Here is a 12,963-nt window from a genome sequence, read left to right on the forward strand (position 1 = left end):
GTTAGCCTTGGCCAGCCAACTCTTCTCACGGATCGACGCATGAAGATTATCCGCAGCAAGACCTTCACCGCCGAGCGCGCCTGGGGCGCGCTCGACATCGCCAACATGAACGGCATCACCACGCGTCTGCACTGGACCGATCAGCCCTACAAATGGCACATCAATGACGGCGAAGAAGTGTTTGTTGTGCTCGACGGTCAGGTGCTCATGCACTATCGCGAAGAAGGTGAGGAGAAGCAGGCCTTGCTCGACGTTGGCGATATCTTCTACGCCTCCATCGGCACCGAACACGTCGCTCATCCTCAGGGTGCGGCGCGGATTCTGGTGATCGAAACCGAAGGCAGTGTCTGACTGAATATCTACAAAACAGATAACAGTTAGAGATATTACCCGTTATATAGATATTCGATTCGGTTCTACCATGATCTCAACCTCACCTGAGGACAGGAGTTCATGATGATTTGCCCCAACAGCGTCAAACCCGGTATCAAGCCATTCAGCCAGCTTCAGCACCCGCTTGAAGTAATCCGCCAATTCACCCCGAACTGGTTCGCCGCCACCATGGGCACCGGCGTGCTGGCCTTGGCGCTGGCGCAATTGCCGGTGTCCATTCCCGGCCTGCGCGCGGTGGCCGAAGGGCTGTGGCTGTTCAACATTCTGTTGTTCGTGCTGTTTACCGCTGCCTACGCCGCGCGCTGGATTCTGTTCTTCGACGAGGCGCGGCGTATCTTCGGCCACTCCACGGTTTCGATGTTCTTCGGCACCATTCCCATGGGCCTGGCGACCATCATCAACGGCTTTCTGCTGTTCGGTCTGCCGCGCTGGGGCGATGGGGTCATTCAACTGGCCGAAGTGTTGTGGTGGCTGGACGTGGCGATGTCGCTGGCCTGCGGCGTGCTGATTCCCTACATGATGTTTACCCGTCAGGAACACAGCATCGATCAGATGACCGCCGTCTGGCTGCTGCCGGTGGTGGCCGCGGAAGTGGCGGCGGCCAGCGGTGGACTGCTGGCGCCGCATCTCGCCGATGCGCACTCGCAACTGGTGGTGCTGGTGACCAGTTACGTGCTCTGGGCCTTTTCTCTGCCGGTGGCGTTCAGCATCCTGACCATCCTGTTGCTGCGCATGGCCTTGCACAAACTGCCCCACGAAAACATGGCGGCATCGAGCTGGCTGGCCCTGGGGCCAATCGGCACCGGCGCCCTGGGCATGTTGCTGCTGGGTGGCGACGCCCCGGCGATCTTCGCGGCCAACGGTCTGCCGGGCATCGGCGAAATGGCGTCGGGCCTGGGCCTGGTCGCCGGGATCACGCTGTGGGGCTTCGGTCTGTGGTGGATGCTGATGGCGCTGCTGATCACCGTGCGTTACCTGCGTGATGGCATCCCGTTCAACCTTGGCTGGTGGGGTTTCACCTTCCCGTTGGGCGTTTATTCGCTGGCAACCCTGAAACTGGGCAGCACCTTGCACCTGACTTTCTTCAGCGTGGCCGGTTGTGTACTGGTGACGTTGCTGGCGGTGATGTGGCTGATCGTCGGTAAACGCACGCTGCAAGGCGCGTGGCGCGGTGAGCTGTTTGTTTCACCGTGCATTGCAGGTTTGAAGAAATAACCTGCAAAGATTAGGTAATGTGTGGCCTGGATCGCGGTTCGAGATTCTTATAAGCGTAGCCAGGCCACTCGCTACCTTCTCTTTCCAAAAACAACAGGGTCACACGGAAGATGAGTCACCCCTCACAGTTCAACCTGCTGCGTACCCGGCGCTTCCTGCCGTTTTTCATCACCCAGTCGCTGGGCGCGTTCAATGACAACGTGTTCAAGCAGTCGCTGATCCTCGCCATTCTCTATCGGCTGACCATCGAGGGTGATCGCTCGATCTGGGTCAACCTGTGTGCGCTGCTGTTTATTCTGCCGTTCTTTCTGTTCTCGGCGCTGGCCGGGCAGTTCGGGGAAAAATTCGCCAAGGACGCGTTGATCCGTCTGATCAAACTGGCAGAAATCGCCATCATGGCCGTGGGATCCATCGGCTTTCTGTTCGATCACCTGTCGCTGATGCTGGTGGCGCTGTTCGCCATGGGCACGCACTCGGCGCTGTTCGGGCCGGTGAAATATTCGATCCTGCCGCAGGCCTTGCGCGACGATGAACTGGTCGGCGGCAACGGGCTGGTGGAGATGGGCACGTTCCTGGCGATCCTGGCCGGGACCATCGGCGCGGGGGTGATGATGTCGTCGGTCAATTACGCGCCGGTGGTGTCCGCCGCGATTGTCGGCATCGCCGTACTGGGTTATCTGGCCAGTCGCAGCATTCCTCGCGCGGCGGCGGCGACCCCGGAAATGCGCCTGAACTGGAACATCTTCAGTCAGTCGTGGGCGACCTTGAAACTCGGCCTGGGGCAGACGCCTGCGGTGTCGCGCTCGATCGTCGGCAACTCGTGGTTCTGGTTCGTCGGGGCTATTTATCTGACGCAGATTCCGGCTTATGCCAAGGAGTGGATGCACGGCGACGAAACCGTGGTCACCCTGATCCTTACAGTGTTTTCAGTTGGTATCGCGCTGGGTTCGATGCTGTGCGAGAAACTTTCCGGGCGTAAAGTCGAGATCGGCCTGGTGCCGTTTGGCTCGTTCGGCCTGACCGTTTTCGGACTGTTACTGTGGTGGCACTCCGGTGGAATTCCAGAAAGCGCCGCCGGCCACAGTTGGACTGAAGTACTGGGCTTCGGCCATGCCTGGGCGGTGTTGATCGATGTGCTGGGCCTCGGGATCTTTGGCGGTTTCTACATCGTGCCGCTGTACGCGTTGATCCAGTCGCGCACCGCCGAGAACGAGCGGGCGCGAGTGATTGCCGCCAACAACATTCTCAACGCGCTGTTCATGGTGATTTCGGCAATTGTCACCATCGTGTTGCTGAGCGTGGTCAAACTGTCGATTCCGCAGCTGTTCCTGGTGGTGTCGCTGCTGAACATCGGCGTCAACGCCTACATCTTCAAGATCGTCCCCGAGTTCAGCATGCGTTTCATGATCTGGCTGCTGAGCCATTCGATGTACCGCGTCGAGCATCGCAACCTTGACGCGATTCCGGATGAAGGCGCGGCGTTGCTGGTGTGCAACCACGTGTCGTTCGTCGATGCCTTGCTGATTGGCGGCGCGGTGCGTCGGCCGATTCGCTTTGTCATGTACTACAAGATCTACAACCTGCCGGTGCTGAACTTCATCTTCCGCACGGCGGGGACCATTCCTATCGCCGGACGCCAGGAAGACATTCAGATCTACGAAAAGGCCTTCACCCGGATTGCCCAGTACCTGAAGGACGGTGAACTGGTTTGCATCTTTCCGGAAGGCAAATTGACCGCCGATGGCGAGATCAACGAGTTCAAGGGCGGGCTGACGCGGATTCTCGAAGAGACACCGGTGCCGGTGATTCCGCTGGCGTTGCAGGGGTTGTGGGGCAGTTTCTTCAGCCGCGATCCGAACAAGGGGGTATTCCGGCGCTTGTGGTCGCGGGTGACGCTGGTGGCGGGTTCGCCGGTTGCTGTTGAAGCAGCGCAGCCAGCGGAGTTGCAGGCGTTGGTCGGGGAGTTGCGCGGGACTGTCAGATAATCATTGGCTGTGCTGGCCTCATCGTGGGCAAGCCCGGCTCCCACAGGATCTCCAGTGAACATGGACTTTGTGCACAACCGAAAACCTGTTGGAGCGGGCTTGCCCGCGATGAGGCCAGTGGCTTAAGCGCTGACCTTGAGCCCGATCAATCCGGTGATGATCAGTGCAACGCTGGCCAGGCGTATCAACGCCATCGATTCGCCAAACAGGATGATCCCGGCAATCACCGTGCCCACAGCGCCGACGCCAGTCCAGATCGCATAAGCCGTGCCCAGCGGCAATTCCTTCATCGCCAGACCCAGCAAACCCAAGCTGACTGCCATGGCGGCAACGGTGAGAACGGTCGGAAGCGGACGGGTGAAACCATCAGTGTATTTCAGGCCGACAGCCCAGCCGACTTCGAACAGGCCGGCGAAAAACAGAATGATCCAGGACATGGAAGACCTCCATCGATTGACGGGGCCGTCCCCTGATTGAAAACTCGATTGAGCCGCAGGGTCGTCCCCGCGTGGCGCACATACTACCTAAAAATGTGCGCCGCACCGCGATCCGGAATCAGTCGGCCGTCTGTTGTGCCAACGTCTCACGGTCTTCTTTTTCGCTCATCCGCCGGAACCAGGTCGACAGCAGCGCCCCGGAAATGTTGTGCCACACACTGAACAATGCACTTGGCACCGCCGCCAGTGGCGAAAAGTGCGCACTGGCCAGCGCAGCACCCAGCCCCGAGTTCTGCATGCCGACTTCCAGCGCCAGGGACTTGCGCTGCGGCAGCGGCAGGCCGAACAGGCGTCCGGTGAAATACCCCAGCAAATAGCCGAAGCTGTTGTGCAACATCACCACGGCCATGATCAGCAGACCGGATTCGGCAATTTTCGCCTGGCTGGCGGCGACCACGGCGGCAACGATGATCACGATGCTGACCACCGACACCAGCGGCAGCACTTCCACCGCGTGGCGCACCTTGTCCCCAAGCACACGTTGCGCCACCACGCCGAGAATGATCGGCAGCAGCACCACTTGCAGGATCGACCAGAACAATTCCATGAACGAAACCGGCAACCAGGCCGAGGCCAGCAGCCAGATCAGCGCTGGCGTCAGCAGCGGGGCGAGGAGGGTGGTGACGGCGGCGATGGCCACCGACAGCGCCAGATCGCCACGGGCCAGCCAGGTCATGACGTTCGAGGACGTGCCGCTCGGGCAGCACCCCACCAGAATCACGCCGACGGCGATTTCCGGCGGCAGATGAAAGATCTGGCACAGCAACCAGGCCATCCCCGGCATGATCACGAAATGCGCGACCACGCCCAGTGCCACACGCCACGGATGGCGGGCGACGGCGGCGAAGTCGTCGAGTTTTAGGGTCAGGCCCATGCCGAACATCACCAGCCCGAGCAACGGCACGATCGCGCCTTTGAGGCCGAGGAACCAGGCCGGTTGCAAGAACGCGATCACCGCGAAAATCAGAACCCAGTAAGCGAAGGTGTTGCCAAAAAAACGACTCAGTGCAGCCAGTGCGCGCATGGCCTGTTCCTTATTATGTGAAAACGCCACCGAAGCGGTGGCGTTTGAAGATAACCCAAAGACTGCGCAGAGGCTTAGATGCCCTGCGGAGTCTCTTCGCCGCCCAGCGCTTCAACCAGCGCCGGCAGGAAGTCGCCGAACGTCAGCATCATCAGGGTGAAGCTGGCGTCCAGTTGGCCCAAGGCTTCGTCGCCGCCGTCCTGTTCCGCCTGATCCTGCAACAGATCTTCGAATTTCAGGCGCTTGACGGTCATCTTGTCGTCGAGCATGAACGACAGTTTGTCCTGCCATGCCAGCGACAGTTGAGTCACCACCTTGCCGGTGCTCAGGTGCAGCTGGATTTCTTCGCTGGTCAGGTCCTGACGCTTGCAACGCACGATGCCGCCGTCTTCGTGGGTGTCGCGTAGTTCGCACTCGTCCAGGACGAAGAAGTCCGGGGCGGCTTGCTGGGTGGTGACCCATTCGGTCATCACGGCGGTCGGCGCGGTTTTGACTGTCAGCGGACGAACCGGCAGGGAGCCGATCACCTCACGCAGGGTGGAGAGCAGGTCTTCGGCGCGTTTCGGGCTGGCCGAGTTGACCAGGATCAGGCCCTGTTTCGGCGCGATGGCGGCGAAGGTCGACGAGCGGCGGATAAACGCGCGCGGCAGGAACGCCTGGATGATTTCATCCTTGATCTGATCGCGTTCCTTCTTATAGACCTTGCGCATCTGCTCGGCTTCGATCTCTTCGACCTTCTCCTTGACCGCGTCACGCACGACGCTGCCCGGCAGGATGCGTTCTTCTTTACGGGCGGAGATCAGCAGGAAGTCACCGCTGACGTGCACCAGTGGAGCATCTTCGCCCTTGCCGAACGGCGCGACGAAACCGTAGGTGGTCAACTCCTGGCTTGCACATGGACGCGCCAGTTTGGTGGCCAGTGCAGTTTCCAGCGCCTCGGCATCGACAGGCAGGTCTTGGGTCAGGCGATAGATAAGCAGGTTCTTGAACCACATGGGGTGAGTCTCTCCTTTATACAAAGGGGGGCATTATTGTCTTCGCCGGGTCATAGGCCAACCCTTCTCTAAGCCTTTGGAAGGGCTGAGAAAATTATTTAAAAAAGTGCTTGCCAGAGGTTGGGTCGCTCCGTAGAATGCGCGCCACACCGAAGCGAAGGGTGATTAGCTCAGCTGGGAGAGCGTCTGCCTTACAAGCAGAATGTCGGCGGTTCGATCCCGTCATCACCCACCATTCGTTTCAAGTGTTTAGCGCAGCGGTAGTTCAGTCGGTTAGAATACCGGCCTGTCACGCCGGGGGTCGCGGGTTCGAGTCCCGTCCGCTGCGCCATATTCGGTAACCTGGAACACTGAACGCCAGGTCACCACGGAAAAACCCGCCAAGGCGGGTTTTTTTCTGCCTCGAGTTGTATATGCGGGATGTATCGTTTCACCGGTTTTCGGATTTTTTTGAAAAAAACTTCAATTAAATCAACACTTTACGAAAACTTGTGGCATAATGCGCCCCGTAACGAAGCGAAGGGTGATTAGCTCAGCTGGGAGAGCGTCTGCCTTACAAGCAGGATGTCGGCGGTTCGATCCCGTCATCACCCACCATTCGTTTCAAGCGTTTCGCGCAGCGGTAGTTCAGTCGGTTAGAATACCGGCCTGTCACGCCGGGGGTCGCGGGTTCGAGTCCCGTCCGCTGCGCCATATTCGGTTATCTGGAACACTGAACGCCAGATCACCACAGAAAGCCCGCCTGGTGCGGGCTTTTTGCTGTCCGGGATTTGGCTTTGCCGGGCCTGAACATGAGAAAGCGACCTTTGCCGGTCGCTTTTTTCGTTTCTGGCGCTGCTATTGCGCTGAGTTGCGGCTGTGGCGGTAATCACTCACCGCTTCATACACCGCTTTGCGCAGGCGGTTGATCCCGCCAATCGGGCGATGAGCGTCGATGCCGAACCAGGGATTGAACGACAGGTTGTCGCATTGCAGGTTCAACGCCGGGGTGTCGAAGTCCTGCGGGGGCAGGGTGATCCTCGCCACTGTCTGGAATGGGCTGTCCTGCTCGCGCCATTCGATGCTGGTGTCTTCGATCGGCATGTACTTGTTCGCGTCCTGGCGCTGGATCTGCAACACGAAACACGCCGGTATCCGGTCGGTCGACAGCTGTTGATTCAACGCGGTGCGCAGGAAGTTCGGCAGATCCCGGTTCTGTTTCGGCAAGGTATATGTGGGGCAGCGCTCCGGATCCGGCATCACCCGGAACTTGGCATTGGCCTCGCCGAACTTGTAGGGCGAGACCGAAAAGTAGGTCGTACGTGTCGGGCTCTCTGGTGGTGGCGAAAGGGTCGCCAGCGCAATGAACAGGTGCCGAATTTGCCAATGGCGCGGATCCCACCCCGGAAAAAACGCCATGACCTTCTTGCCGTCAGCCTGCGCCGCCACATTCTGACGGTACTCGGCGACATCGCTGACAAAGAAGTTCGGGTGACTGAACATCACAAAGTCCTGCTCATTCAGACCCTGGCGGTCACCCAGCAACTGCTTGCCCGGCACATCGAGCAGTTTGAGCGCCATGCCCCGGGCATCGCGGATGCTGTCGAATTGCGGATACGCGTTGCCGTTGGACAGGCGCATCGTCGCTTTCCACAGCTTGCCCGGTTCGCTGAAGACGCCCTGGCGCAACTCTTGCGCCAGATCCGGCAATACCTGCACGTCGGCTTTAACGCAGCCATGGGCCTTGGCATGGGCGTCGCGCAGGTAGCGGGTGCTTTCGCGGTGCTGGTCGACGATGCGCACGGCGGTCTGAATCACGTCCTGGGTCATGGCGGCTTCGCCATCTGGAATCTGCTCCAGCGCCGATACCGGGCCCCGGTGCTGCCAGGCGAACCAGGCGGTCGCCAGGGCCCAGCCGATCAGGCCGATCACCAGCAGGAGCAGCAAGGTTTTGCCCAGTATCCGTCCCAGCCAGAGCCAGAAACGCGCGAGCAGCGAAGGTCTTTTGAAGGAATTGAAGATCATGGCAGTTGCGCCTCCAGCGGGCCGCCCAGCACTTTCAGGTATTCGAGCAGCGCCCAGCGTTCTTCAGGCTGCAACAGTCGGCCGATGACGCCGTTGCCGCGCTCGCCAGCGCGAAATTCGTGGCCGCTGTTGTGGTTGCCGGTGATGCGGGTGTCGAACAGGAAGCCGTTGGTGAAGGCTTCGGTGCGGTAGCCCAGATGGCGCGGGTCGTATTCGAAGGTGCCTTTATAGAAGGTGGTGGCGCGCTCGTCCTGAGGTGATAGCAACTGATAAAGGCTCGGCACCGAGCCGTTGTGCAGGAACGGGGCCGTGGCCCATACACCAGCAAGCGGACGCGCCTTGTAGGCGACTTTTTCGCGAACGCCGATCGGCAGACCGAAGCCGTCGAGCCGGGGTTTCTCGGCAGCAGTGACGCCGGCTTCGCGGTACGCGCGGTTTTCCACGAAGGCGGTGACGTAAGCCAGTCCCTTGGCCACTGAAAGCTGGCTGAGGTCCAGCGGTTCCTTGGGTTTGGGGTGTAACTTCACGTCCATTTGTTCGAGTTCCGCCAGGTTCCATTGCAGGGCGGTCAGGTCGAAACGGTGATTGGCAATGTTGTTGGCGGCATTCGGGTCGGTGCCGATGACATCCACCGGTAACATGTGCAGGTGTTGCACCCAGCGGTCGCCTTCCTGGGTCTGGCGCGGTACGTGGCACCCGGCGCAATTCTCGGCGAACAGGGCTCGGCCCTTGGCCGCCAAGGGTTTGTCGATGACGCCGAGCACCTCTTCAGGCCATGCCGGCGGTCGCAGTTTTTGCAGGGTTTCTTCGATCTTGTGCAGATCACGCACACGTACGCTGGAGGCATAGCGGTCATCGCCCTGCAGCGGCTGGCCGTTGGCGTCGAAGAAATTCAGCGTGGCGCCGACCCCCAGCGCCTCGCCGATATTGCGCGCCATCGGTTGCTGCGCCGAGCCGTTCCATTGCACCCAGTCGAAGGTCCACATGTCCCATAGCTGCGGGTAATCCACCGGGGCGTTGGCCACGCGATAGTTGCTTGGGGAGATCGCATCGCCGAAGGTCGCGTTGGCGATACGCCCGAAGGCATCGGTGCGGCCGGGGCCTTCTTCGGTGGGGTAGAGGCCGCGATGGGTGTCATTCCAGGCCACTTTGATGAAGGTGTTCAGTGAGCGTTTGAAGTCTTTGCGCAGTTGTTCGTGGCGTGCGTCGTAGTCGTTGCCCAGCACGTGGCGGGCAAAGCGCTCGAATTTCCACGGGTTGTAGTAAGTCGAGGTGAGACTGGCGACCAATGCCTGTCCGAAACTGCCGCCGCGCAATGTAGGAACGCTGGAAGGCAACACATGCTGAGCCGAGCCGCCGTCTATGCGCACTGCCTGGCCATTGAAGTGCAATTCGCCGGTGTGGCAGGCCGCGCAGGTGATGTCGAGATATTGCTCGGAGTTGCCGGGATTCCGGTGCCGGGCGAAACCCACCGGCAGATTGCCCGGGTTGTCCGGCGTGGCTTTCTGCTGCGGATCGATCAGAAAGCCGAAGCGCGCGAGGTATTCCGGGGAGGCAAAACGTTGCTGCGAGAAAGGCAGCTCCAGCGCCTGGAACCATTCGTAACGCAAGCCTTTGACCTGCGTTCCCTGTGGGGTGAAGTAGTAGGTCTGGCGCTCTTGCTCAGTCCACTGATCCAGGTAATGCACCTGTTTCGCGGGCGTCGGGAAGGGCAATTTCGGATTGGCGACATAGTAAAGAACCGCTGCCAGGACCAGTCCCAGCAGCACCACGATCAGCGTCAGCACACGGTATAAGAGGCGCAAGATGAACATCCTTGTCGATTTGTTGCGCTGTTATGCCTGAGGCGGGTGGTGTGCGGCAAGTGGCCATTACGCCAAGTGTTGTGGGAGGTGACATCAATTGTCGTCAGAGCCAGATGACAGAAGCTTCATCACGGCGTTGGCCAAATGCGTTTTAATCCCTGAACTTATCGGAAGATTCCTGCTCTCATGCCGGTAGCCATTGGTCGTGGCGGCCTGATAAGCTCGCGGCTTTACTCGATTGCCCTTTCGGCGCATGAACAAGGAAATAGCATGAAACAGCATCGGTTGGCGGCGGCGGTTGCCCTGGTTAGCCTGGTACTCGCGGGTTGTGATTCGCAGACCAGCGTAGAGCTGAAAACCCCGGCGCAAAAAGCTTCCTACGGTATCGGCCTGAACATGGGCAAGAGCCTTGCTCAGGAAGGCATGGATGATCTGGACTCCAAAGCGGTAGCCCAGGGCATCGAAGATGCCGTTGGCAAGAAAGAACAGAAGCTGAAAGATGAAGAACTGGTCGAAGCTTTCGCCGCGCTGCAAAAGCGTGCCGAAGAGCGCATGGCCAAGATGAGCGAAGAGTCGGCAGCCGCCGGCAAGAAATTCCTCGAAGAAAACGGCAAGAAAGCCGGCGTGACCACCACTGCTTCCGGCTTGCAGTACGAAGTGGTCAACAAAGCCGACGGCCCACAGCCTAAGCCTACCGATGTCGTGACCGTTCACTACACCGGCAAGCTGACCAACGGCACCGTATTCGACAGCTCCGTCGAGCGCGGCAGCCCGATCGATCTGCCGGTCAGCGGTGTGATCCCGGGTTGGGTCGAAGGCCTGCAACTGATGCACGTTGGCGAGAAGTACAAGCTGTACATCCCTAGCGATCTGGCTTACGGCGCACAATCGCCAAGCCCGGCAATCCCGGCCAACTCGGTTCTGGTCTTCGACCTGGAGCTGTTGGGTATCAAGGATCCAGCCAAAGAAGACGCCGCTGCCGCCAAGCAATAAGCATCGGCACCGGTTTCAACAACAACGCCTCGCTTATGCGGGGCGTTGTTGCATCTGGACGATGGTCGGCGTAAACAGACCGAACCGATGCCGGTCATGGCAGTCCTAGACTTTAAGGTTGCTCGCGCTAGACGCCCGGAGCCGCCAAGTCAATGAAATATTGGGTTTTTTTATGTGTGTAAAAAACGCCCGATCTGAGCGCAGCCCTTATGAAACGGGGCTCTCAGCGCTGAAATGCAGCTCTGTTCACAAGGTTATCCACAATTTGTGTGGATAACATTTCAACGGGAGAAATAAATGAAAGCGCCGTGGAATTTCGCCCGATTCCTGCCTTTGGCCGGACGACTGCTGGCTCGAGGCCGCTTGCCGACCTTGTTGTTCGCCGTGGCCAGCAAAGGCGCCGCCCAAGGCAATCGCCTCGGCAAGCTGAAGGACGATTTGCGTCTGTTGCAGGCGCTGTGCCTGGCTTACTGGCGCGGCGAATACCGCGCGATCAGCGCCAAGGCGATCGTTTCGGTGGTGGCCGGTCTGATGTACTTCCTCAGCCCGGTGGATGCGATCCCGGATTTCATTCCCATGTTCGGCATGCTCGATGACATCGCCGTTCTCGCCTGGCTAATGAAAACCCTCGACGATGAACTGAACGCCTTCCGCCTGTGGCGTCAGCGCCAGGCGCCGGAAAAGCTCAGAGTGGTCGAGCGTCTGCCCGATACGCCCGAGCAACTTCAGCTTCAGGGGCCGAAAAAGTCCTGAATCGCGACAGCCTCTTATACAGATAGATACCCCCCACGACCTTGGCCGCTGTTAGGATTACACTTCTAGGGAAAAGTGCCGACTCGCTAAGTGTTGTTGTCCTACGGGGTAGTCATGGATATTCAGATAATTGCACGCGATGGCGAACCCGAATATGCGGTTCTGCCATGGGCTCAGTATCAGGCTCTACTGAAAGCAGCAGGCATCAACGAAGCACCGTCGCAACCGGCTCCAGCGCCGCTTGCGGCAACCCCGGACCCGATTCTTCCAGGTCTGGATCAGTTACGCAGTTTGCGCGAAGGGAAGGGCATCGCCATCGAGGCGCTGGCCCGCACGGTAGGCATCAGCCCGTCTTACCTGGCCATGATTGAAAGTGGCGAGCGTCTGCCCGACGCCGCGATTCGCCGCAGCCTGGCCTGGGAGTTGACGGTGCCAGGGTGGAGGGAACAATCGTGAGCGTACGCATCAGTCGTCAACATTGGGACGGATTGCTGGGGGAGCTGGATCAGGCGCGCAGGCAGCGCCATCTTTTGACTTATCGAGCCTTGCTTGAACGTCTGCAACTGCCCACGCCGGCCATGCAGACATTGACTGCTGCACTGGAGCATCTCGCCGCACTGGACGCGAAAGCCGAACAACCGTTGCGCAGTTCGCTGGTGATCAGCCAGGGTGCCAGTCGCCTGCCACGCACCGGTTTCTTTGAGTGTGTCGAGCGTCTGGGGCGTTTTTCCGGGCCGTCCGACGGTGTTGCCGCCGCCTCCTGGCATGCCTCGGAAGTGGTACGGGTGTTTGAGTACGAGTACCCGGAATCGGCGGAGGCCTGAGTGTTTTTACGACTCAAGGCGCGGGCAAGTTACTGGCTGGCCCGTAGGCTGTTTCACTGGTCGTGGTTTGTTCGTCAGCCCCGCGGCTGGCGCTGGCTGGAAGGGCAGTTTGCGCGCATGGCCAACCTGGGCGATGTCGGCGCGCAAAGTTTTTACGGGCACATCCTGACGTTTCGCGGGGTTGGCCTGGGCGCGCGTGAAGAAGGTGTGCGGTTGTTGCGACTGGCAGCGCTGGCCGGGGATGGCAAAGCGGCGTATCAGGTCGGTGTCATCAGTCTTGCAGGTACGCCGAGCAAAGCGCCAGATCCTTCGGAAGCCGCTCGCTGGTGGACCATGGCCGCCAAGGCCGGGCATCCGTTGGCCGAGCTCAAGTTGAAAGAGCTGGCTGGTCGAGACGCTTCTCAATAAGCAAATCACCTGTTCCGTGAACGGGGCGTGAGGGAAACCTCTCGCCCCGTTCTTGCGTCCGCAGTTC

At 59.7% G+C, this 12,963-nt stretch carries 13 protein-coding genes and 4 tRNA genes; 12 read left to right on the forward strand and 5 right to left on the reverse strand.

Translation table 11 applies throughout. The features are described from left to right. The first annotated feature begins 39 nt into the window (after positions 1-39). From ACKUG4_RS09230 to ACKUG4_RS09240, 3 genes are all read left to right on the forward strand, one after another. On the forward strand, positions 40-351 hold the full coding sequence (locus ACKUG4_RS09230; protein ID WP_236191016.1) for a cupin domain-containing protein: 312 nt from the start codon (positions 40-42) through the stop codon (positions 349-351). A 105-nt stretch (positions 352-456) separates the two neighbouring features. After that, positions 457-1,608 (forward strand): TDT family transporter, encoded by a 1,152-nt coding sequence (locus tag ACKUG4_RS09235; protein WP_445433867.1) that lies wholly within the window; start codon positions 457-459, stop codon positions 1,606-1,608. 110 nt (positions 1,609-1,718) lie between these two features. Next, positions 1,719-3,593, forward strand: coding sequence for an MFS transporter (locus ACKUG4_RS09240; RefSeq protein ID WP_445433868.1), 1,875 nt, complete (start codon positions 1,719-1,721; stop codon positions 3,591-3,593). Positions 3,594-3,715: 122 nt separating this feature from the next. Here ACKUG4_RS09240 and sugE read toward each other — a convergent pair whose 3' ends face one another. From sugE to rdgC, 3 genes are all read right to left on the reverse strand, one after another. Beyond that, on the reverse strand, positions 3,716-4,030 hold the full coding sequence (sugE, locus tag ACKUG4_RS09245) for a quaternary ammonium compound efflux SMR transporter SugE (protein WP_085682912.1): 315 nt from the start codon (positions 4,028-4,030) through the stop codon (positions 3,716-3,718). A gap of 118 nt (positions 4,031-4,148) precedes the next feature. Further along, entirely contained in the window at positions 4,149-5,114 is a 966-nt protein-coding gene (locus ACKUG4_RS09250) for a bile acid:sodium symporter family protein (RefSeq protein ID WP_445433869.1), read from the reverse strand. A gap of 74 nt (positions 5,115-5,188) precedes the next feature. Further along, on the reverse strand, positions 5,189-6,109 hold the full coding sequence (gene rdgC / locus ACKUG4_RS09255) for a recombination-associated protein RdgC (RefSeq protein WP_114881971.1): 921 nt from the start codon (positions 6,107-6,109) through the stop codon (positions 5,189-5,191). Between the two features lie 159 nt (positions 6,110-6,268). Between rdgC and ACKUG4_RS09260 the strand changes: the two genes are divergently transcribed. The 4 genes from ACKUG4_RS09260 (at position 6,269) to ACKUG4_RS09275 (ending at position 6,802) form a co-directional block, all read left to right on the forward strand. Then, positions 6,269-6,344 (forward strand) — tRNA-Val (locus ACKUG4_RS09260). A gap of 19 nt (positions 6,345-6,363) precedes the next feature. After that, a tRNA-Asp gene (locus ACKUG4_RS09265) sits at positions 6,364-6,440 on the forward strand. A gap of 190 nt (positions 6,441-6,630) precedes the next feature. Further along, a tRNA-Val gene (locus ACKUG4_RS09270) sits at positions 6,631-6,706 on the forward strand. A 19-nt stretch (positions 6,707-6,725) separates the two neighbouring features. Then, a tRNA-Asp gene (locus ACKUG4_RS09275) sits at positions 6,726-6,802 on the forward strand. A 144-nt stretch (positions 6,803-6,946) separates the two neighbouring features. On the opposite strand, the gene ACKUG4_RS09280 is transcribed toward ACKUG4_RS09275, so the two are convergent. Both ACKUG4_RS09280 and ACKUG4_RS09285 read right to left on the reverse strand, forming a co-directional pair. Continuing rightward, a complete protein-coding gene (locus tag ACKUG4_RS09280; protein ID WP_221399669.1) occupies positions 6,947-8,083 on the reverse strand; it encodes a catalase family protein in 1,137 nt (378 codons plus the stop codon). A 26-nt stretch (positions 8,084-8,109) separates the two neighbouring features. After that, complete coding sequence (locus ACKUG4_RS09285) at positions 8,110-9,918, reverse strand: di-heme-cytochrome C peroxidase (RefSeq protein WP_445433870.1); 1,809 nt, start codon at positions 9,916-9,918, stop codon at positions 8,110-8,112. 270 nt (positions 9,919-10,188) lie between these two features. Between ACKUG4_RS09285 and bamJ the strand changes: the two genes are divergently transcribed. The 5 genes from bamJ (at position 10,189) to ACKUG4_RS09310 (ending at position 12,896) form a co-directional block, all read left to right on the forward strand. Then, positions 10,189-10,911 (forward strand): BamJ family beta-barrel-assembly machinery protein, encoded by a 723-nt coding sequence (gene bamJ, locus ACKUG4_RS09290; RefSeq protein WP_445433871.1) that lies wholly within the window; start codon positions 10,189-10,191, stop codon positions 10,909-10,911. A 297-nt stretch (positions 10,912-11,208) separates the two neighbouring features. Beyond that, positions 11,209-11,664 (forward strand): YkvA family protein, encoded by a 456-nt coding sequence (locus ACKUG4_RS09295; protein WP_007950434.1) that lies wholly within the window; start codon positions 11,209-11,211, stop codon positions 11,662-11,664. Between the two features lie 114 nt (positions 11,665-11,778). Next, positions 11,779-12,120 carry a helix-turn-helix domain-containing protein gene (locus ACKUG4_RS09300; protein WP_007950435.1) on the forward strand — a complete coding sequence of 114 codons (342 nt, stop codon included), beginning with the start codon at positions 11,779-11,781 and terminating at the stop codon, positions 12,118-12,120. Next, entirely contained in the window at positions 12,117-12,488 is a 372-nt protein-coding gene (locus ACKUG4_RS09305) for a hypothetical protein (protein ID WP_003223109.1), read from the forward strand. Before ACKUG4_RS09300 ends, ACKUG4_RS09305 begins: the two co-directional genes overlap by 4 nt. Beyond that, a complete protein-coding gene (locus ACKUG4_RS09310) occupies positions 12,489-12,896 on the forward strand; it encodes an SEL1-like repeat protein (RefSeq protein ID WP_085608825.1) in 408 nt (135 codons plus the stop codon). It begins immediately after the preceding gene. The last annotated feature ends 67 nt before the right edge of the window (positions 12,897-12,963 follow it).

Origin of the sequence: Candidatus Pseudomonas auctus, assembly GCF_048654275.1 — a bacterium.
GTDB lineage: Bacteria > Pseudomonadota > Gammaproteobacteria > Pseudomonadales > Pseudomonadaceae > Aquipseudomonas > Aquipseudomonas pharyngis.

What these genes read in the sequence shown, in the direction of transcription:
- ACKUG4_RS09230 (WP_236191016.1), top strand. Translation starts at nt 40, where the DNA reads ATGAAGATTATCCGCAGCAAGACCTTCACCGCCGAGCGCGCCTGGGGC.
- ACKUG4_RS09235 (WP_445433867.1), top strand. Translation starts at nt 457, where the DNA reads ATGATTTGCCCCAACAGCGTCAAACCCGGTATCAAGCCATTCAGCCAG.
- ACKUG4_RS09240 (WP_445433868.1), top strand. Translation starts at nt 1,719, where the DNA reads ATGAGTCACCCCTCACAGTTCAACCTGCTGCGTACCCGGCGCTTCCTG.
- sugE (WP_085682912.1), bottom strand. Translation starts at nt 4,030, where the DNA reads ATGTCCTGGATCATTCTGTTTTTCGCCGGCCTGTTCGAAGTCGGCTGG.
- ACKUG4_RS09250 (WP_445433869.1), bottom strand. Translation starts at nt 5,114, where the DNA reads ATGCGCGCACTGGCTGCACTGAGTCGTTTTTTTGGCAACACCTTCGCT.
- rdgC (WP_114881971.1), bottom strand. Translation starts at nt 6,109, where the DNA reads ATGTGGTTCAAGAACCTGCTTATCTATCGCCTGACCCAAGACCTGCCT.
- bamJ (WP_445433871.1), top strand. Translation starts at nt 10,189, where the DNA reads ATGAAACAGCATCGGTTGGCGGCGGCGGTTGCCCTGGTTAGCCTGGTA.
- ACKUG4_RS09295 (WP_007950434.1), top strand. Translation starts at nt 11,209, where the DNA reads ATGAAAGCGCCGTGGAATTTCGCCCGATTCCTGCCTTTGGCCGGACGA.
- ACKUG4_RS09300 (WP_007950435.1), top strand. Translation starts at nt 11,779, where the DNA reads ATGGATATTCAGATAATTGCACGCGATGGCGAACCCGAATATGCGGTT.